The organism is Candidatus Eisenbacteria bacterium (assembly GCA_016930695.1).
Taxonomy (GTDB): Bacteria; Orphanbacterota; Orphanbacteria; order Orphanbacterales; family Orphanbacteraceae; genus JAFGGD01.
Genome location: JAFGGD010000013.1, coordinates 69066 through 88864 on the forward strand (window position 1 = coordinate 69066; position 19799 = coordinate 88864).

13 protein-coding genes are annotated in these 19799 nt (G+C 66.4%); 6 read left to right on the forward strand and 7 right to left on the reverse strand.

Going from position 1 to position 19799, the window contains the following annotated elements:
• Positions 1-328: 328 nt before the first annotated feature.
• The 3 genes from JW958_02240 to JW958_02250 all read right to left on the reverse strand — a co-directional run bounded on the left by JW958_02240 (position 329) and on the right by JW958_02250 (position 3861).
• Positions 329-1495 carry a Spy/CpxP family protein refolding chaperone gene (locus tag JW958_02240; GenBank protein MBN1825056.1) on the reverse strand — a complete coding sequence of 389 codons (1167 nt, stop codon included), beginning with the start codon at positions 1493-1495 and terminating at the stop codon, positions 329-331.
• Positions 1496-1639: 144 nt separating this feature from the next.
• The gene (locus JW958_02245) at positions 1640-3175 is read right to left on the reverse strand and encodes a HAMP domain-containing histidine kinase (protein ID MBN1825057.1); all 1536 of its coding nucleotides are present in this window, start codon (positions 3173-3175) and stop codon (positions 1640-1642) included.
• Positions 3175-3861 (reverse strand): response regulator transcription factor, encoded by a 687-nt coding sequence (locus tag JW958_02250; GenBank protein ID MBN1825058.1) that lies wholly within the window; start codon positions 3859-3861, stop codon positions 3175-3177. Before JW958_02250 ends, JW958_02245 begins: the two co-directional genes overlap by 1 nt.
• A gap of 183 nt (positions 3862-4044) precedes the next feature.
• Here JW958_02250 and JW958_02255 point away from each other — a divergent pair, with 183 nt between their 5' ends.
• The 3 genes from JW958_02255 to JW958_02265 all read left to right on the forward strand — a co-directional run bounded on the left by JW958_02255 (position 4045) and on the right by JW958_02265 (position 8129).
• The gene (locus tag JW958_02255; GenBank protein ID MBN1825059.1) at positions 4045-5220 is read left to right on the forward strand and encodes a YgeY family selenium metabolism-linked hydrolase; all 1176 of its coding nucleotides are present in this window, start codon (positions 4045-4047) and stop codon (positions 5218-5220) included.
• A 20-nt stretch (positions 5221-5240) separates the two neighbouring features.
• On the forward strand, positions 5241-6548 hold the full coding sequence (locus tag JW958_02260; GenBank protein MBN1825060.1) for a hypothetical protein: 1308 nt from the start codon (positions 5241-5243) through the stop codon (positions 6546-6548).
• Positions 6549-6680: 132 nt separating this feature from the next.
• The gene (locus tag JW958_02265) at positions 6681-8129 is read left to right on the forward strand and encodes a sodium/solute symporter (GenBank protein MBN1825061.1); all 1449 of its coding nucleotides are present in this window, start codon (positions 6681-6683) and stop codon (positions 8127-8129) included.
• A 14-nt stretch (positions 8130-8143) separates the two neighbouring features.
• Here the strand turns inward: JW958_02265 and JW958_02270 are convergent, their stop codons facing one another.
• From JW958_02270 to JW958_02280, 3 genes are all read right to left on the reverse strand, one after another.
• A complete protein-coding gene (locus tag JW958_02270; GenBank protein MBN1825062.1) occupies positions 8144-9637 on the reverse strand; it encodes a nucleoside hydrolase in 1494 nt (497 codons plus the stop codon).
• A gap of 168 nt (positions 9638-9805) precedes the next feature.
• On the reverse strand, positions 9806-10555 hold the full coding sequence (locus JW958_02275) for a sulfite exporter TauE/SafE family protein (GenBank protein MBN1825063.1): 750 nt from the start codon (positions 10553-10555) through the stop codon (positions 9806-9808).
• Between the two features lie 260 nt (positions 10556-10815).
• Positions 10816-11262, reverse strand: coding sequence for an Rrf2 family transcriptional regulator (locus JW958_02280; GenBank protein ID MBN1825064.1), 447 nt, complete (start codon positions 11260-11262; stop codon positions 10816-10818).
• Positions 11263-11678: 416 nt separating this feature from the next.
• Here JW958_02280 and JW958_02285 point away from each other — a divergent pair, with 416 nt between their 5' ends.
• The gene (locus JW958_02285) at positions 11679-12566 is read left to right on the forward strand and encodes an HDOD domain-containing protein (GenBank protein MBN1825065.1); all 888 of its coding nucleotides are present in this window, start codon (positions 11679-11681) and stop codon (positions 12564-12566) included.
• 96 nt (positions 12567-12662) lie between these two features.
• Here the strand turns inward: JW958_02285 and JW958_02290 are convergent, their stop codons facing one another.
• Positions 12663-13961 carry a hypothetical protein gene (locus JW958_02290; GenBank protein ID MBN1825066.1) on the reverse strand — a complete coding sequence of 433 codons (1299 nt, stop codon included), beginning with the start codon at positions 13959-13961 and terminating at the stop codon, positions 12663-12665.
• A gap of 271 nt (positions 13962-14232) precedes the next feature.
• On the opposite strand from JW958_02290, the gene JW958_02295 reads away from it, so the two are divergent.
• Complete coding sequence (locus JW958_02295) at positions 14233-16830, forward strand: hypothetical protein (GenBank protein MBN1825067.1); 2598 nt, start codon at positions 14233-14235, stop codon at positions 16828-16830.
• Positions 16831-17044: 214 nt separating this feature from the next.
• On the forward strand, positions 17045-19799 hold a 2755-nt coding region (locus JW958_02300; GenBank protein MBN1825068.1), incomplete at its 3' end, for a hypothetical protein.

Below are 19799 nucleotides of genomic sequence, written 5' to 3' on the forward strand. Positions count from 1 at the left end.
CGTCATCGTTGAGGACCGTCCGGGCGAACCGGCGGTGTGTGGACGAGTAGGACCGTGGCAGAGGAAGGAACCTCTCCGCCGGCCGCCGCGGACGATCCATAAAGTCGTTTTCCCGTTCCGTCGTTTCCGGCCCGTTCGATACGGGTCCGGCTCCGGACCATTCCCCGTTCGCGGACGAGCCGGAGAAGAACCGTCCCGTCGCCCGTCGATTCTCTTTCCGCTCTCTCTCGTTCATCTCCGCTCTCTCCCGCGCCGGGGGACGCCCGATCGCGCCGCCTCTCGAAGACCGCCCGGCCGGTGCTCGCCCGGCCGGGCGGCGCGGATCCCCCTACTTGCGGGGAGGTCCGTGGCGACCGCCGGGTCCGTCGTGCCCCGGCATCAGCTCCGCGAGGGCGTCGAAGGCCGCCGCCTGCTCCTCCGTGAGAAGGGCGCGGATCGACGCGGACGATTCGTCGCGGATCGTTTGCATCTCTTCGAAACGGGCCCCGCGGTTCTCGGGCCCGCCGTCGTCGTCGCGTAGGGCGAGCATCTTTTCGTGCGCGTTCTCCAGGATCGACTCGATGCCGGCGCGGGCTCCGTCGTCCAGCCCGAGCGCCCGCGCGAGGAAATCGGCGCGCCGCTCGATCCCGTCGGTGCTCCGCTCCTCCGCTCTCTCCCTCTGTCCGTCGCGCCGCTCTTCCCGGAGCGCCTCCATCTCGGTCCGTTGTTCCTCCGTGAGGATCGCATCCACGGCGGCGCGGGTTTCCTCGTGGATCGCGCGCATCGCTTCGCGGTTTTCGCCGCGCTCGCCGCCGTTTCCGCGGAGTTCCTCCATGCGGGCGCGAATCGACTCGTGCAGTTCTTCGAGCGCCGCCCGCTGTTCGTCCGTTAATCCGATTTGTTCCACCAGCTCATCCGGGAAGCCCATGAAGCCGCGGTCCCGGTCCTTCGCCCGTCCCCGATCCTTGCCGGCGCCCTTGTCGCGCGCGGCTCCCATCGCGGCCCGGTGCTCCTGATGCTTCGCCGCGAGAAGCTCGATCAATCCGGTGTACTGTTCGCTCGTGAGGGTTTCACGGCTCCCCTCGAGGAGGGTGAGCAGCGGGGGATCCCCGTCGGGGGGCTCGGGGGCGCCGTCGCTCCGCCCGTGCATGCGGCCGGCCGCGCCCCGCCGCCCGCGCGTCCTCTCGGAAATAGAGGCGCGGCTCGATTGCATCTCCGCGCGGCGCTCCTCCATCGCTTCCGTCCACTCCGCCACCACCGGCGCAAGGGCCGCCGCCTGCTCGTCGGTCAGATCGAGCGCCGCGTCGATCTGATCGATCGTCAGCTCGATTCCCTCTCCGGCCGCGGAGAGGGTGGCCGAATTGGATGTGGGCGCCGCCGAGGTCAGGTCGGATCCCACCGGAGATTCCGCCTCGTCCTTGCAACCGCCGAAGAGGAACGTGGCGAGGATCATCATCACCACGACTCCGGCGGTCGGCAGCCTGGAACCGCTCCGGTTTCTCATTCTTCCGTTCATTGTGTTTCCTCCTTCGCCGCACGGCCGGTCCACGGCGGGCGGCGCGTTAGTAGAGGGCCTACCGGCTTCTCTATGGGTAAGGTACCCCCGGCATGTGGCAGAAATGTGACGGTGATTGGGGAAATTGCGGCAAGACGCCGCCGGTCAAGGGGATAGGCGTGGCGCGGCCGGAAGGTCGACCAGGACCGCCGCGCCGGAGGGGAGGCGGTTCTCGGCGCGGATCGAGCCTCCGTGAACGAGGACGATCTCCCGGACGATGGCGAGCCCGAGGCCGGTGCCGCCGGCGGCGCGGTTCGGGTCGCCGCGGTAGAAGCGGTCGAAAACGTGGGGGAGATCGCCGGCAGGGAAGCCGGGCCCGTCGTCCTCCACGGCGAGGCGGTGGGAGGGCGCGCCGCCGCCGGGGACGGGGCGGACCGAGACGGTCACCGTGCCTCCGGAGGGGACATGCCGGAGCGCGTTGGCGAGGAGGTTGTCGAGCACCTGTTCCAGGCGGCGGCCGTCTGCGTGGACCATCGCCGCGTCGCCGCTCTCCCAACGGATGGAAAGACCGGCTTTGCGGAAGGCCGGTTCGAGGCGCGTGATCGTGTTCCGGCAGAGTTCCGCCCAATCGAGAAGCGATTTCTCCAGCGGCGCGCCTCCCCCTTCGAGGCGGGTCAGATCGAGAAGATCGTTGATCAGGAGTCCCATCCTTTCCGCCTCCTCTAAAACGCTTCGCAGATAGTCCCGGCGTTCTTCCGGAGAGAGGGGGACCTCCGGGTTGAGGAGCGTCTCGGTGTAGCCGCGGATCGTGGTGAGCGGTGTCGCCAACTCGTGACTGATGTCGCCCAGAAGCCTCCGGCGCTGCCTGTCGTTTTCCTCGATTCGGCGTATCGCCACGGAGAGGTGGTCGGTCATCCGGTTGAGCCGCCCGGCGAGGCGGCCGATCTCGTCCGGTCCGGGGTCGGCGACCCGAGCGTCCAGGTCTCCCCCCTCGACTCGGGCGGCGAAAGCCTCGAGCGTCCGGATCCGCCGCACCAACAGGCGGAAGAGAATCAACCCGGCGGCGCCGGCGAGCAGCAGCGCGACGGGGAGAAAGAGGAGAGTGCGGAACTGCACGAAGCGCGGCAGGATGGGAAAGGAATGCTGGGAAGAGATCGCCAGCACTTCCCCGCCGGGGAGCGAGTCGATCGTCACGGGGTGGCGCGCGAGGATTTGAAAGCCCCTGTGCGTCCGCCGTTCTTCGTCCCGGTCCCGTCCGGGGAAACCGCCTTCCCGCTCGGCGACTTCCGGGGGCTCTCCTCGCGGGCGCTCCCGCAGCGTGTCCGCCGCCTCGTCCTCCTCCGGCCGTTTCCCGCCGCCGAACGCGCCACCGATCCGCCGGCGGGCATCGGGAGGGACGGGCCTTCCGTCCACGATCCTCCCGTCCGTTCCCCGGAAGACGAGGTGAAAGGGGCTGAATTCCGGTTCCCTTTCGCGGAGGATCCGGCGGACGTCGGGGAGGGAGTCGGCGGCGAACGCGGCGGTCAGCTCTTCGGCGACCTCCCGCGTGAGCACCTCGGCGCGCGCCTCCGCCCAACGTTCCGCCAGGGGCGTGATCACCAGATGAATCACCGTGACCTGAAGGAAGAGGGCGACGATGAGCACGGCGACGAATGCGCCGGCGAATGTCCAGAAAAGACTGGGGGAACGGAGACGCGCCATCAGGATGAATCCTCGGCGAAACGGTAGCCGGCGCCCCAGACCGTTTGAATGTAAACGGGGCGGGCCGGATCCGGCTCCAGCTTCTTTCGAAGACGGCTGATCAGACTGTCGATGGAACGGGCGTCCACGATCCGCTCTTCTCCCCACACCTGTTCCATCAGGCTCTCCCGGTCGAAGACGCGTCCGGGGCGGGAGGCGAGGAAGTGGAGGAGGTCGAACTCGAGCGAGGTGAGGGGGACCGGCTCGCCTCCGCGGAGCGCCTCCCGCTTGGCCGGGTCGACGCGGATGTCGCCGCGGACGATCATCTCCGTTCGCGTCCCCCCGCCGGCCCGGCGAAGAAGCGCGCGCGCGCGCGCGACCAGCTCGAGAGTGCCGAAGGGCTTGGTCAGGTAGTCGTCGGCGCCGATTTCGAAGCCGAGCACCTTGTCCGTCTCGCCGCCCCGGGCGGTGAGCATCAGGATCGGCACGCCGCTTTCGCGACGGATTCGTCGGGTGACTTCGAGCCCGTCCATGACGGGAATCATCAGGTCGAGAACGATCAAGGCGGGCCGGATGCGGCGAAACTCGGCCATCGCCTCCTCGCCGTCACGGGCCAGGACGCAGTGCATCCCCGCCGCCTCGAGGTTCTTGGCGACCAGGGCGGCGATCTTCCGGTCGTCCTCGACGATCAGTATGGTCGGTTCCATGACGTCCGGAGTCTGGGGGATGGAGGGCGCGCGCGTCAAGGGCCGCCCTCTCGCGCCGCTTGAACGCGAGGCGGCCCGCCCGTATGCTGAGTGGTCGGCGGTGCGCGTCCCGCGGCGTCCCCGCGGCGCGCCGGCCGAACCGGAGGAACACTCATGAAAGAGAGGTACGCGAAGATCGCGGGGATGGCCGAGGCGCTCGAAGCGGACACGGCCCGGTTGCTCGGCGATCTGATACGAATCCCCTCCTTCTCCACGGAAGAGCGGGAGGTGGTGGATCGGATCCGCGCCGAGATGGAGCGGATCGGTTTCGACGATGTAAGAATCGACGGGCTCGGCAGCGTGATCGGCCGGATCGGCGACGGGCCGAAAACCGTCGCCTTCGACGCCCACATCGACACGGTGCGCACAGGCGATGAATCGCTCTGGACCTTCGACCCCTTCGAGGGCGGCGTGGTGGACGGCATGGTGCGCGGCCGCGGCGCCAGCGACCAGAAGGGGGGAATGGCATCCATGCTCGCCGCGGCCCGGATCGTGCGCGAGATCGGTTTGGCGAAAGGGTTGACCCTTCTCTTCACCGGCACGGTGATGGAGGAGGACTGCGACGGGCTCTGCTGGCAGTACCTGGTGAAGGAAGAGGGGATTCGCCCCGACCTGGTGGTGATCACCGAGCCGACGGACTGCCGTATCTACCGGGGGCATCGGGGCCGGATGGAGATGACCGTCCGCGCCGCCGGCCTCTCCTGCCACGGCTCCGATCCGACCCGCGGGGACAACGCGATCTACAAGGGGTCGCGAATCGCCCTGGAGATCGAGAAGCTGAACACGCGGCTCGCCGACGACCCCTTCCTCGGCCGCGGCACGATTTGCGCGTCCCAGTTCTTTTTCACTTCGCCTTCGCAGTGCGCCGTGCCGGATTCGGCGACGGTTCAGGTGGACCGGCGACTCACCGCCGGCGAGGACAAAGAAAAGGCGGTGGAGGAGTTGTCCGACGCGGCGGCGCGGGCCGGCGTCGGCGGCGCCCGCGTGGAGGTGCTCCGATACGAGGAGAAGGCCTACACCGGCCTCGTCTATGGAACGGACAAGTATTATCCCACCTGGACGCTCCCGGAGGATTCCCCTTGGCTTTTGCGCGCGCGGGAGGCGCACCGCGAGGTCTTCGACGCCGAGGCGGATGTGGGGAAATGGGTCTTCAGCACCAACGGCGTCGCCACGGCGGGGATGTTCGGCATTCCCACCATCGGCTTCGGCCCGGGGGCGGAGGTCTACGCCCACGCGCCGGACGAGAGAATCCCGGTCCGGGACCTCTCCCGCGCCGCCGCCTTCTACGCGGCCCTCGCCGCGAAAGCGGGTGAGGCGTGAGCGGCCCGGCGGATGTCGCGATGCGCCTGGGAAAAGGGGGTTCGCGCGCGCGGACCCGTTTCGCTCCTCTCGCGTTCGCGCTGCTGTTCGCCGCGCTCCTCGCTCCCGCCGGCGGCGCCCCGCGGGCCGGTTCGGTGGAGCCGATGGCCGGCCTGCGCGTCCGGCAGGAAATCCTTTCGAACGTTTACTATTTTGACACAAACGAGCAGGACCGGGACTGGATCCGCGTCCGGACCCGTCTCGGTCTCCGCTGGAAGCCGGGGGGGGGGAACGTGTTCGAAGCGCGCCTCGCCAACGAGTCGAGGGAGATGCGGACCCCGGGCGGCGGTTGGAACGGAGACGAGTTGATCGTCGACCGCCTCGCCTGGACCTGGAAAGGGGGGGAACGGCCTTTCGCGATCACCCTCGGCCGGCAGGACGTGGTGTGGAACGACGGATTCCTGGTGCTCGACGGCAACCCCTTCGACGGGAGCCGGAGCATCCACCAGAACGCTTTCCGCGTGGTCTGGGGGAAGAAGGATCTGATCGAGGTTCTCGCCGTCGCCAATCAGAAAGACGATCCTCTCGTGATCGCCCGGGACGAGAAGTGGATCTCCGAGGATCGGCCGATGCGGGACGCCGACGAGCGCGCCCTGGCGATCCGCTGCGCGGGCGCCGGCGGAAAAGAGGCGGCGCTGATCATGAAGCGCGAAAAGGATCCCGACGGCGTTCTTCCGACGCAGACCAACTGGACCTTCGATTTCCGCCAGAAGATCGACGAGGGGAAAGATCCGGGGGTGCTCCTGGAGATCGCGCCGCAGAGGCGGTTCGGAGACGCGCGCGAGGGATGGGCGCTCGCGGCGCAGGCGAAAATATGGAAGACCTGGAGGAAGCGCACCCGCGCCGAGGCGGGCTGCCTCTTCTACTCCGGCGAGGGGGAACAGCTCCGCGCATTTCGCACGCCTTGGGGGCGCTGGCCCAGGTGGAGCGATCTCTATATTTACTCCCTCGTCGGCGAGGGGGGCGTCGGCCTCTGGGAGGACATGATCGGTCCCTTCGCCGGAGTCACCCACGCTCTCACCGAAAGGGTCGACCTGGAGGGGCGCTGCGCCTACTGGCACGCGCCGGAAGAGGGTGAGTCGCGCGGGATCCTGACTCTTTTAGGGGCGAAGTTCCGTATCGGGAAGGGTTTCTCGGGGCATCTCCTCTGGGAGCGTTTCGATCCGGGCGGGTACTACGATTCGGGTCCGTATTGCTATCCCTGCGGCTGCGACAAGACGGCGCCGGCGGCGGACTGGACCGAGACGGCCCACTTCATCCGTTGGCAGATCAGTTACGACCTGAATTAAAGGAGCGACGATGGGTCCCTTCCATATACCCTGGTCCACTTTCGGCGCGGTTCTCCTCATCCTCGTCTCCATCGTGATCGCCGTCGTCTGGGCGCTGGCGGACAAAGCAGGGGAGCGGAAGGGGGGAGGGGAGTGATCGTTTATATCTTCGTCCTCGCCCTCTACCTCGGCCTCCTCGCCGCCATCGGCGTGGTGCTCCGCGGCCGGAGCCGCAGCGCGGCGGACTTCGCCATCGGCGGGCGCTCCGTCGGCCCGTGGGTCACCGCCCTCTCCTTCGTCGCCGCGTACTACTCGAGCGTGGTGATCATCGGCGGCGGCGGCTTCGGCTATCTCTTCGGCCTCTCCACGCTCTGGATCGCCGGCTTCAACGTGCTCGTCGGCACCACCCTCGCCTGGATCGTGCTCGGCCGGCGGGTGCGCCTCTTCACGGAGCGACTCGACGCGATGACCCTCCCCGGCTTCTTCGCGGCGCGCTACGGATCCCCCCGGGCGCGGGTCCTCTCGGCGGAGATCACGGCGATCTTCCTTATCGTGTATAACGTGAGCGTTCTCAAAGGGATGGCGGAGTGCTTCACCGGCTGCATGGGGATGCCCTACTGGGGGGGCGTGCTCCTCTCCGGCCTGGTGATCCTCTTCTATACCGCGGTCGGCGGCTACCTGGCGGTGGTCTGGACCGGATTCGTGCAGGCCATCGTGATGATCTTCGCCCTCTTCCTCCTCACCTTCGCGGCGATCATGAAGATCGGCGGGCCGACGGCGATGGCGGACCGCCTCGCGGCGATCGGCCCCGGCTACCTGCACACACCCGGCGAATGGGGGTGGGCGGGACTCGTCAGCTTCGCCTTTATCGTGAGCCTCGGCACATGGGGAATGCCCCAGCTCATCATCCGCTTCTACTCGATCAAAAACGCCAAGATGCTTCGTCTCGGGATGGTGGTGGCGACTTTGGGGAGCGCCGTGGCGATCCTCCCCTATCTGAACGGGGCGATCGCCCGGGTGCTTCTCCCCGGCCTGGAGAGCGCGGATCAGGCGATCCCCGCACTCACCACTTTGGTTCTCAATGATTGGGGGGGCGCGATCTTTCTCGCGGGCGTGGTCGCCGCCGGGATGAGCACCTTCGCCGGCATTCTGATCATCATCTCCAGCTCGATGGTGCGGGATGTCTGGATCCACGGGATGGGCCGGACCATGACGCCGGCGCAGGAGGTGCGGGCGAACCGGGTGACCAGCCTCGCCGTCGGCGTGATCAGCCTGCTGATCGCCCTGAAGCCGCCGGCGCTCGTGCTGGTGCTCACCGCTTTCGCCTGGGCGGTGATCGCCTCCACCAACCTGTGGCCGCTCCTCTTCGGGCTTTACTGCAGGCGTACCGGTCCGGCGGCGACATTCGCGAGCATGATCGCGGGCGCCGCCGCGGCGCTTCTCTGGCAGATCGTGCGGGGCCGCCTGCCCGCCCCCTGGAAAGGGATCCACGGTTTCCTGATCGGTCTCGCCGTGGGGCTCGTGGTGATCGTCGCGGGGACGCTGTTCGGGCGGCCGGCGCCGCGGGAAAACGTCGCCCGCGCCTGGGGAGAACGGGGCTGACGGGGACGCGCCGGTCAGCGGAACGCCGCCGGCGCCTCCTCGGTCGTCTCGAACGCTTCCGCCCGGTCCGTCTCCAACCAGTAGACGAGGGAAAGGCGGCGCACCTCGGCGAAATAGGCGGGGGTCAGGTTTCCCTTCTCCTCGATCGCCCGGCGGATGTCCGCGCGGATCCGCGCCACCAGCTCATCTTTGATGCGTAAACGGATTGCGCGATCCCCCTTTCGGAAGAGCGCTTCCGGCCGAGGGTTCTCCCCGTCCGCGCGGATCGTCCCCCGGCCGAGGCTCGCGCCGGTGGAGGCTTGCAGTCCGTCGATCATGCAGCTGAGCGGGGGGCCGAGGCCGGTGAAGGAGACCACCTCCGTTTCGTCCAGCGACGCCCCGAGGATCTCCCGCGCCCGGATCCCCATTTTCGCGCCGAGGATCGAGTAGATGCCGAGGTGGCGGTGCAGCTCGTTGGTGAGGAGCGCCGCCTTCCACTCCTCCATGCCGTGCCGGGCGATCACCCGCGGCGCGATCTCCGCCACGTCCCGCCGGAAAAGGGCCGGGTCGGCGGGGAAACTCTCGAAGACGACCGATCGGCGCGGCGGGAAGGGGCCGCCCCCTTCCTCGAGCACGCGCAGGTAGGCGCGCGTCGCCCCTTCCCGATTCCAGGCGGTCAGGCGGAAGCGGTCCGACTCTCCCGGAACGGGGCGGATCGTCGCCAGATCCGGCTCGAGAAGAAGAAGGGGGAGGGTCTCGTCCCAGGCGACGAAGTGGCCCGCGTCGACGAGGCGCGTGGTTCTGGGGTCGGCGTGCATCGCCGCGATCGCCCGCGCCGCCGGCGTCTCCACCCGCTTGATCGCGTCCAGCAGATTTCGGTCGAAGGGGAGGAAATCCCCGCGCCCGAGCGCGATCGAAACGATCGGGAATCCGCCCGCGAAGACCACGCGCGCCGCCGCCGTGTCCCGCGCCGTGTTCCAGGAAAGGGGGGTCTCGTCCGGTCCGTTCCCCTCGTAATACACGATTCCGATTCTCTCCGCGATGGAGGGATTCTCCCCAAGCAGGTCCGCCAGGTCGGTCAACGGCCCGAGGCAGAGAATGGTGATTTCGTGATGCGACTCCCGGATGGCGCGGCGGAGGAGATCCGTGGCGGAGGGGAGAGGGGCGTCGATGTTTTCCGGCGGGAGGTCCGCCCAACCCATCGCCTCCGACATCGGCCGCCAGGCGGGCGCGGGCCGGCCGGTCGCGCGGCCGACGCCGATCGGAACGCCGGAGCGGTCCAGCGCGCCGAGCAGTCGGGCGGCGCTCCGCGCGCCGGCGAGGGGAGAGGCGGAGCCGTCGACGGCGATGACGGCGAGCAGGTCCAGGTCGGGGGCGGTCGCCGCGATCGCCAGCGCGCGCAGATCGTCCAGCGCCATGTCGGCGTCGACGATCACGGTGTGGCGCACGTCGTGGGCGGCCGCGGCCGTCGCGATCAGTACGACCAGAACGAACAACGCGAAAGAGATCGGGAACGGTCGTTTGCGCATGGCTCTCCTCGTGGTCGGGAGCGTCGGTTTCGGTGTTTCCGGGGATGCAAGTATAGCGGATCGCCCGATCTTCGTCAGGGAGAGGATTCTCCTCCGGCGCGGGCGGAGGGAGAGAGGGCTCCGGCCGTTCGACCGGAGCCCCCGCGTGTTTCACGGAAGGGACGAGGATCAGATAAGGACACGCACCAGGGTGAGCGTGCCGAGAAAAATCGTGGCGTATCCGATCGATTGACGGAGCATCTTGGGGGGCATCAGCTTGACGGTCCAGACCGCCGCCGGCACCGAGAGGAGCGCGCCGATCGTGAGAGGGAGCGCGAGACCCCACGCCATTCCCCTGTTCATGATGAAATAGAGAGCCAGCCCGGTGGCGCAGACCAGCCCCTCGGCGAGGGAGGTGATTCCCACGGCGCTCTTTTCCGGCACGCCGAGGGCGACCTGCCCGCCGGTGACGAGCGGCCCGTACCCGCCTCCGGAGATCCCCTTGTTGAAGGCGGCCACGCTGCCGAGGCCGACGATCTTCCGGAAGGAGAAACGACCGGTCGTCCCCCGCGTGAGAAGGATGAACACGCCGATCCCGAGAATCATGATACCGATGTAGCTCTTAACGATCGTTTTCGGCAGGTTGACCGCCGCGAAAACGGCGATCACCGTTCCCACCAAGGAGCAGATCGCGAGGATCGCCGTGGTTTTCCGTGCCCGGGTCCCGCGGCCGAGATTCACGTTCCCCTGGTTGTGGTGGAGCAGACCGGAGGAGATGCCGGTCACGAACTCGGAGAGCAGAATCGCCGGCACCACGTAGATCGGTTGGTAACCCATGATGATCAAGACCGGCGTCAGGGTTGTGCCGTACCCCATCCCCAGGGAGCTGTCCACGTACTCCGAAACCAACGCCATCAGCGCCACGGAAACGAAGAGCATGAAGCTCCCCTCGAAATGCTTCGCCAGCGAGAAATCGGTGGTGAAGGCGAGCACGACGAGCAGGACCCCGACAGCCAACAGGAAGGCGGTCCATAGCGCTTTGAAGAGACGGGGCGATTTCATTACGGGGTTCCCTCCTTCGCGAGAAATTCGGCGTTTCTCTTGACCGGGGTCAATAACACTAAATTCAGATATGTTTGGTATGGTATTGGGCAACCGTTTGGAACGGAAAACACGACCGTTACCCTCCACGGGTCGGCTCAGCCGGTTGTTCTAGACCGTTTCTCGGCTTCTGCGGTCATCTCCGCCAGGTTCTCCTGGTCAAGAACGGCGGAGATGTTGTCGCGAACCCGGAGCATCACCGCCCGCAACCAGCATGTCTCGAATGGGTATGGGCAGCCCGGGTCCGCGTGGGGGGCCGTCCTGCTGGCGCAAGGAATCGGGGCGAGCGGTCCGTCCACCGCCCGGATGATGTCCCCTAACGTAATCTGTTCCGGCGGCTTACGCAGCACATATCCCCCGTCCTTTCCCCGCTCGCTCACGAGGAGACCCCTCTTGCGGAGCGTGGAGAGGATCTGTTCCAGGTACTTCGGAGGGATTTGTTCCAACTCGGCCAGACGGGCGACCGATAGGGGGGCTCCGCCGTAGTTCTTCGCCAAGTGGGGGAGGACGCGGAGCGCGTAAACGCCTTTTCGGGAGAGTTTCATTCCTTCAAATCCTACTGTATTTACGGGCATTTTCAGAAAAGAGCGTGGCCGAGAGTCTCCTCTTCACTCGGATCTGAATTACCTGTATCAGTATTCGAATTGCAGTATATCATATTTCCCCTTCTCCCGTCAACCGCTGACCGTTCGGAAACGCCCCTCGAGGTCCGATGGAACCCATCCTTTCGATATGTGGCCGTTTAGCGCCGATCGTCCCCCATACGGGCTCATGTTTCCACGATCCGAGCCGATCCTTGGTAAGGACGAACGATGACGCCGCTCTGGTTCGGGGGGCCGGCCGGGGATCGTTCGTCCGGCCGGGGAAGGATCCCGGTCCGTGTCCGCCCCCCCTTCCCCCGAACGGTTTTCGGGTCTCCGCGGCGCGCTTTACGCGAACGCGCGGAGAGGGGAGAGAAGAGATGGCACAGCCAGGACAGGTACTGACGGGGGAGGAAGTCTTCCGTCAGTTGGAGGGAGTCGACAATCTACCCACCCTGCCCACGGTGATCGAAGAGTTGGGCCGCACGATTCGCGATCCCAACTCGGACGCCAAGCGCGTCTCGCGCATCATCGAGGACGATCCGGCCATCATGGCCCGGATCCTGAAGGTGGTGAACTCGGCTTATTACGGCGGGCAGGAACCGATCACGTCGGTCCAGACCGCGGTAGCCCGGATGGGGATGCGCGCGGTCAACAACATCGCCCTCTCCACGGCGGTTTTCTCCGCTTTCGGCGAGCAGGAGGAAGACGGCTTCGACCGCGAGGAGTTTTGGCGTCATTCCATCTCCGCCGGCATCGCCTCGGTGGTCGTCTACGAGCGCGCCCAGCAACACATGCAGAGCCGCTACGGGAAGGACGTGCTCCACCTCGCCGGCCTGCTGCACGACATCGGGAAGATCATCTTCGATCAGTTCTTCCACAACGAGTTCCATGAGGCGCTCCGCGTTTCCCGGGATCGGAAAATTCCGTTGAACGAAGCGGAGCGGGAGGTGTTGGGCTCGGATCACGCCGAGGTGGGCGCGTGGCTCGGGATGAAGTGGAATCTATCCTCGGACATCCTCCAGGTGATCCGCTGGCACCACGAACCGGAAAAGACGGACGTCGAGAACTGGGGACTGGCCGCCGTTTGCCACACAGCCGACTACATCTGCAACCTCGAGAAGATCGGCGACGGGGGGAACGCCGCCCCCGGTTTCCAGAAGAGCGTTTGGAAGAAGCTCGGCCTCGCGGTGAGCGACATCCAAGACGTTGTGGAGATGGTCGGCGAGGAGAGCAAGAATTCCGAGATTCTGATGGCCTTCGTCTGAGAGTTTCGCGAACGACGATGACACGGGGACGGCTCCTTCACGGGAGCCGTCTTTCTTTATGGGCGAAGAAGGTTCGCCGGCTCCGCCGCGCGCGCCTCAGCGGATCCGGATCACGCGCCCCGTCAGCACCATCTCCTCCGTCTCCACGCGGATCAGATAGACGCCGTCCGCGACCGAACGGCCCGCTCGGTCCGTGCCGTCCCAAAGAATCGGGCAGGGGGGCGCCGGGTTCCAGTCGCGGATCAGCCGCCCCGCCGGATCGTAAATCGCCGCCGATCGCGCCCGCGAAACGGAGCCCTCCAGACGCAGTTCCAAACCGTTCCGGAAGGGGTTCGGGCCTGCGAGGAGGCGGGCCGGCGGGCGGACCGGAGAGGGGGACGCCACGGAGGTGGGGGGATCGAAGAGGGCGAACCACACTTCCGTGTCGTCCTGCTCGGGGCCTCGCGCCCAGGCGAGCCCCACGCCGCCGCTGAGGAGGCGGACCGGGTGGGGTTGGGTATCCCATCCCGCGTAAGGATGGAGGGGCTCCGCGGGTCCCCAATTCACCCCGTCCGGCGAGGTTCTCCGCATCAGGTCGTAGGGGGCGCCGCCGGAAGACTCCGCGTAATAAAGACCGTACTCGCCCTCCGCGAGTTCGACGGGGAAGGAGTCGTGGTCGTTCTGGTTCGTCGTGACCCGGTTCTCGGCGCTCCAGGTGATCCGGTCCGGTGAGGTTTTGGTGAAGACGTCGATCTTGGTCGGTTCCCATGGCCAGCCGGTGCGGCGCTGATAGCTGAGCACGTAGGTGCCGTCGGCGTGGCGCATGATCCGGTTCAAGCTTCCGTCGCTCACCGACGTTTTGTCCTTGTCCCACACGGCGCCGTCGGCGGAGTGGGCTACATACCCCCCCGCCGACAAACGATCGTAGGACATGACGAGGCTTCCGTCCGGTTCGAGGGAGACCGTCGGGTTCACCAAGTCCTCGCCCGACCAGCCGAGATCGACCGGGCCCCTCTCGGTCCAAACGACGCCGTCGGGCGAATCGGCGAAGCGGATGTCGTAGGAACCCGTTGCGTCGGAGAGGTAGTAGACGAGGAAGGTCCCGTCCCCCTTCCGAACGAGCGAGGGGTGCCGTTCGTTCGCCGCGCCGGCGACCACAACGCGCGGCGCCGACCAGCCCACGCCGTCGGCGGACTCCACCGCCATCAGATCGCCGCTCGCGAAATTCTGATCGAGCCTTTCATAGACGATCAGGAAGGAGCCGTCCTCCCGCTGTAGGAGGGAGGGCATATAATTCAGGTGTTCGTCGCCGGTCGCCTGGACCGGCGCGGAGGCGAACGCCGCGGCCGCGCCGGCGCCCAAAAAGAGAAGGGAAAGGGCGAGCGCGGTGGGCCGGATCATACCGGTCGGACGCATCGAAATCTCCCGGGGGGCGCGGAGTAACGCGATTATATCACGCCGCGGTCCGCCCCCTCAAGGGAAGGGCCGTTCGCGCCCGAAGAGTCGCCCGCGTCGCCTGGGGACGGCCACGGCGCGTTTCTGGCGGGCCGCGCGCGGGGCTTGTTCTAAATCCTTGTCCGTGCTATAATTGCATCCACGATTGACCGGTGTCCCCCACCGCATTTCACGAGAGAGTGGAAAACGGAATCGCGAACGTTCCCCCGTCCTTGATTGAGGAGGTTCTTCTATGAAACGGGCTCGCGCCTATACGGTCCTTGCGGCCTGCGCGGCGCTCCTGATCGGCGCCGCCGTGGCGCGCGCGCAGAGCGTCATCACCCACACCGTTTCGTTCGATCCCGGCTCCGTTCATTTCGAGGAGAGGGACGGCTACACGGTGGTTCTCGTCGATGAGTGCGTTTTTTCGATCCGGCCGGGATTCCCCATGATCCCCGCGCGCACACTGCACTTTTCGCTCCCCGCCGGCGCGCGGGTCGCGGCGGTGGAGGTGCGCGCCCTCGACAGGATCGACCTGGGCGACGGTTTCACAATCCGGCCCTCCCAGCCGCCGGCCCGTTTCAGCGACGAGGAACCGCCCGCCTTCGTCGAACCCGAACCGATGAGGTACGCCTCGTCCGATCCCTATCCGGAGCGGGTCGTGGAAGCGGCCGGTGAGGGGAACATGGGCGGCTACCGCGTGGCGGCGGTTCGTGTGAACCCGATTACGTTGATCCCCGGCGAGGGGCGGGTGTTTCTGAACCGCTCCTTCGAGATCGTGATTCAATTGGAGGACGACCCGGAGCCGGGCCGCGCCCGGGTGCCGCGGAGCGCCGTCGCGGAGGAGGCGGTCCGCCGCAAAGTGCGGGCGCTTGTCGCCGACCCGGAGAGGGTTGAGGGGAATGGACGGCTCGTGTCGGCGACCAAACGGGACGACGCGATCGATTATCTGATCATCACCAAACCGGTTTGGACCGACGCTTTCCAGCGGCTGGCCGACTGGAAAACCAAGAAGGGTGTCCGGGCCGAGGTGGTGACCACCGGTTGGGTGTACGACAATTACTCCGGTGTGGACAGCCAAGAGCAGATCCGCAACTGCATCAAGGACTACGAGGAAAACCGGGGAACGGTTTGGGTGCTGCTCGCCGCGGATGACGCCCGTATCCCCTCGCGGATCGCCTGGGACAACCTCGGCTATGACCAGATTCGCTGCGATCTCTACTACTCCGACACGGACGGGACCTGGAACGACGACGGCGACGCCTACTGGGGTGAGATTCCCTCCGACGGCGTGGATCTCTACGCCGATGTCTACGTCGGCCGGGCGACGGTGCACGACGCCGACGAGGCGGAACTTTTCGTGGATAAAGTACTGACCTACGAAGGGGCCGATGAGGGCGATCCGCTCCCCCTCGATTTTCAGGAGGAGATGCTCTTTCTCGCCGAGGTGCTCTGGAATCCCCCCTACTCGGACGGCGGCGTGATGAAGGACATGATCGACGTCCAGGACGTGCCCCCCCGCTTCGATCCGATCACCAAGCTCTACCAGGACGACGGCAACCTGAACCACTCCTCGGCGATGGCGGCGATGAACGCCGGTCCCAACATCACCAACCATACCGGCCACTGCAACACCAACGTCATGTCCATCGGACCGGACGCGCTCTATTCGAGCGACATGAACGCGCTGACGAACGGGAACCGCCAGGGGATCTTCTACACAATCGGCTGCTGGCCGGCGGCGTTCGATCTGGACTGTATCGCCGAGCACTACATCAACAACCCGAACGGCGGAGGCGTCGCATTCGTCGGCAACAGTCGCTACGGCTGGGGATGCCCCGGATACCCGGGCGAGTGCGCCTCCGACCTGTACGATCGCGCCTTTTTCCATTCCATCTTCGGTGAGGATCTGTACCGTCTCGGCGAGGCTCACGCCGACGCCAAGGACGTCTACGTGCCGGAGTCGCGGCAGGACGCCTACATGCGTTACTGCCTCTACGAGCTGAACTTGCTCGGCGACCCGGAGATGCCCCTCTGGACCGCCGCGACGACCGCGATCGACGTCGCCCATCCGGCGACGCTCCCCGCCGCTTCCTCCTCTTTCCCGGTAACCGTCTCCGCCGGAGGCGCGCCGGTGGACGAGGCGCGGGTCTGCCTCTGGAAGGGAGAAGAGGTTTACGATGTCGGCTGGACCGGGCCCACGGGAGAAATCGTCTTCACGCCCGCGCCGGCGACGACGGGGACGATGACGATTACCGTGACCGGCCGGAATCTGCTTCCCTATGAGGGGATCGCTTCCGTGGAGTCTCAGGAGGTCGATCCGGACCTCTCCACCGTGAGCGCGTCCGCCCGGTCCATGCTCGCACCGGACGGGAACGGCGACTCGACGCTTACCGTGACGGTCACTCTGCGGGACGGCTCCGGTGTCCCGGTTCCCGGGTTCCCCGCAGGCGACGTAACTCTCCTTCTGGAAGGCGTTTCCGCGAAAGGCACGGGGTTCCATTTCTGCGCGAGCGGCGGCGACGCCCTCCTCCTCGCCTCCGGTGACGCCTCCGATTCGGAGGGACGCGTCTTCTTCGACGTGATCGAAGCCGGGGGATGCGGGAGCGTGACCGCCACCGCGACCGCGGGCTTGCTGCCGCTCACGGCCACCGCCGTCACGGAGGTCCGCTCGCCCGACTTCAACGGCGACGGAACGGTGAACTACTACGACACCTTCCAATTCATCCCGCAGCTCCAGGCGGGGACCGGCGTTTGCGGCGATCTGGACTGGAGCCCCGACGGCACGGTGGACTTCCAGGACACCATGAAGTATCTCCCCTTCCTCTCCGGGGGTGCTTCCTGCCCTTGATCGGCGATCGGCGCGCGGGGCGTTCGGAACCTTTTCCGGGCGCCCCGCCCCCGAAGGGGCTCCCTCTTCCCCCTCCGGATCGGCGCTTGATCTAACTCACGGAATGTGATAGCATTAGCTTTGTCCGAGTGCGAGATAATGCTCCCCCTGATCCGCGTTCCCGGTCGCCGGGCGCGGTCGCCTACTTCAAAAGGTTCCCGACAAGGAGGTCGCCATGCGCTGGGCCAGAGTCGCCATGATCGTCTGGGCCGGGACGCTCGCGTTTGCCGCGGTCGCGTCCGCTCAGAGTTCGATCACGCACACCATTACATTCGACCCCTCGGCGGTCGAATACGAGAGCCGGGACGGGTACAACCTCATCCGGATGGAGGACTGCCGGTTCGAGATCGTTCCCGGGCGACCGATGATCCCGGCGCGGACGCTCCAGTTCTCCGTCCCCGCGGACATGCGGGTGGCGGAGGTTCGTGTTCTCTCGGTGGACCGCGTCGACCTGGGGGACGACTTCCTCCTTTATCCGGCCCAGCCGTACGCGCGGACCAGCGACGAACACGCGCCGGCCTTCGTCGAACCGGAGAAAACGGTCTACGAGGGAACCGCTCCCTATCCGGGAGAGACGGCGAAGCTGTTGAATAACGGCGTCCTGTCCGGCTACCGCATCGCCGGCGTGAAGGTTTATCCCTTCGAGTATCTGCCGGCGGAGCGGCGGCTCGTTCTGAACCGGAGCGTGCGGATCGAGCTGGTGCTCGAGGCTGCGGAGCCCGTGAGAACCATCGCCGGGCGCGACGAGGCGGCGGAACGGGCCATAGCGGACCGGATCCGCTCCATCGTGGTGAACCCGGAGAAGGTGGACGAGTACATCGGCCCCCGGGCGGAGAAGAGCCGGGACGCCGGCGTCGCCTACGCGATCATCACCGGCGACTCCTACGTGGACGAGTTCCAGCCCCTGGCGGACTGGAAAACCCTCAAGGGAGTGAAGACGGAGATCTTCACAGTCTCCTGGATCTCGAGCAACTACTCCGGATTGGACGACCAGGAGAAGATCCGCAACTTCATCCTCGACTATGAGGCGAATCAGGGGCTCCAGTACGTCCTTCTCGGCGGCGACGTGGACGTGGTCCCCGCCCGGGTGGTTTGGGACGAAGTGGAGAACGACGGAATCCGGGCGGACATGTACTTCTCGGACACCGACGGCGACTGGAACGCCGACGGCGACAGTCGGTACGGCGAGTATCCCTCGGACAACGTGGACATGTACGCCGATATCTACGTGGGCCGCGCGCCGGTGAACACCTCCTCGGAGGCTTCCAACTTCGTGAACCAGGTCCTCACTTACGAGGGCGCCTCCACCGGGAGCACGCTCCCCACCGATTTCCAGGAGGAGATGCTCTTCCTGGCGGAGATCCTCTGGGACGACCCGGATCCCTACACGGACCACGGAATCCTGAAGGATTGGATCGATACCAACTACGTGCCGTCGAACTTCGATCCCATCACCAAGCTCTACGAGCGGGACGGCAACCTGAACTACACCTCGGCCATGAACGCCCTGAACGACGGGCCGAACATCACGAACCACTGCGGCCACTGCAACTACAACGTGATGAGCATCGGCCCGAGCGCGCTTTACAACAGCGACATGGACGCCCTCGACAACGGCGACCGTAAGGGCCTCTACTACACCATGGGGTGCTGGGCGGCGGCCTTCGACTACGACAACATCGCCGAGCACTACGTGAACAATCCGGACGGCGGCGGCATCGCCTTCGTCGGCAACAGCCGTTACGGCTGGGCTTGCCCCGGCTATCCGGGCGAGTGCGCCTCCGACGTCTTCGACAAGGAATTCTTCCGCGCCCTCTTCGACGACAACATCTACCGGACCGGAATCACCCACGCGGACCACAAGGACGCTCTCGTTCCGGAATCGCAGTCGGACGAGTATATGCGTTACTGCCTCTACGAGCTGAACCTGCTCGGCGATCCGGAAACCCCGCTCTGGACCGAGACGCCTCAGGCTCTCGCGGTGAACCATCCGGGGACGCTTCCCACCGGCGCGTCCTACTACACCGTTTCGGTCACCATGGGCGGATCGCCGGTCGAGGACGCCCTGGTCTGCCTGATGAAGGGGACCGAGGTCTACGAAACCGGTCTCACGAACTCCTCCGGCCAGGTGACCCTCGAACCGTCGCCCGACACGGGCGGATCGGTGTCGGTGACCGTGACCGCGCAGAACGGACTCCCCTATGAAGGGAGCGCCACGGTGGAGGAGGGGACGCCTCCCGCCGCGCCGACCGGTCTCGCCGCCGTGGAAGGGGACGGGCAGGTGTCCCTCGCCTGGGACCCGAACGCGGAGCCGGACATCGATTACTACGTGCTTTATCGGGCGCAGTCTCCGAACCCGACCGACTCGATCGCGGCGATCGACGCGCCGGACACCTCCTACCTCGATACGGACGTGGAGAATGACAGCACTTACTATTACAGAGTGCGCGCCGTGGACACCGAGGGGGACCGGAGCGGCTATTCCAACGAGGTGAGCGCCACCCCGTTCTGGACGCCGTCGATCTTCATCACGCACACGCCGGTGGAAGACACGGACGAGTGCAACCACGACATTCCGGTGACGGCGACGATCACCTCCACCGTCGCGCCGCTTCTCCCCGACTCGATCCTGGTCGTGTACGAGACGCAGGCGCAGAGGGCATGGGAGTCGGCGGTTTTGTCGGCCACGGGGACGCCGAACGAGTACGCCGGCGAGATCCCGGGCCAGCCCTGCGGCACGCTGGTGAACTACTACATCCTGGCGGTGGACGAGAATCACGACCGTGAGACAGATCCGGACGGCGCTCCGGCGGCGTACCATTCCTTCACGGTGAGCTACACGGTCGTCTTCGAGGACGACTTCGAGACCGACAAGGGGTGGACCGTCGGCGACGCCGGCGACGACGCCACCACCGGTATCTGGGAGCGCG

What these genes read in the sequence shown, in the direction of transcription:
- JW958_02240 (MBN1825056.1), bottom strand. Translation starts at nt 1,495, where the DNA reads ATGAACGGAAGAATGAGAAACCGGAGCGGTTCCAGGCTGCCGACCGCC.
- JW958_02275 (MBN1825063.1), bottom strand. Translation starts at nt 10,555, where the DNA reads ATGCTCTTCGTTTCCGTGGCGCTGATGGCGTTGGTTTCGGAGTACGTG.
- JW958_02245 (MBN1825057.1), bottom strand. Translation starts at nt 3,175, where the DNA reads ATGGCGCGTCTCCGTTCCCCCAGTCTTTTCTGGACATTCGCCGGCGCA.
- JW958_02250 (MBN1825058.1), bottom strand. Translation starts at nt 3,861, where the DNA reads ATGGAACCGACCATACTGATCGTCGAGGACGACCGGAAGATCGCCGCC.
- JW958_02260 (MBN1825060.1), top strand. Translation starts at nt 5,241, where the DNA reads ATGCGCCTGGGAAAAGGGGGTTCGCGCGCGCGGACCCGTTTCGCTCCT.
- JW958_02255 (MBN1825059.1), top strand. Translation starts at nt 4,045, where the DNA reads ATGGCCGAGGCGCTCGAAGCGGACACGGCCCGGTTGCTCGGCGATCTG.
- JW958_02295 (MBN1825067.1), top strand. Translation starts at nt 14,233, where the DNA reads ATGAAACGGGCTCGCGCCTATACGGTCCTTGCGGCCTGCGCGGCGCTC.
- JW958_02270 (MBN1825062.1), bottom strand. Translation starts at nt 9,637, where the DNA reads ATGCGCAAACGACCGTTCCCGATCTCTTTCGCGTTGTTCGTTCTGGTC.
- JW958_02290 (MBN1825066.1), bottom strand. Translation starts at nt 13,961, where the DNA reads ATGCGTCCGACCGGTATGATCCGGCCCACCGCGCTCGCCCTTTCCCTT.
- JW958_02280 (MBN1825064.1), bottom strand. Translation starts at nt 11,262, where the DNA reads ATGAAACTCTCCCGAAAAGGCGTTTACGCGCTCCGCGTCCTCCCCCAC.
- JW958_02285 (MBN1825065.1), top strand. Translation starts at nt 11,679, where the DNA reads ATGGCACAGCCAGGACAGGTACTGACGGGGGAGGAAGTCTTCCGTCAG.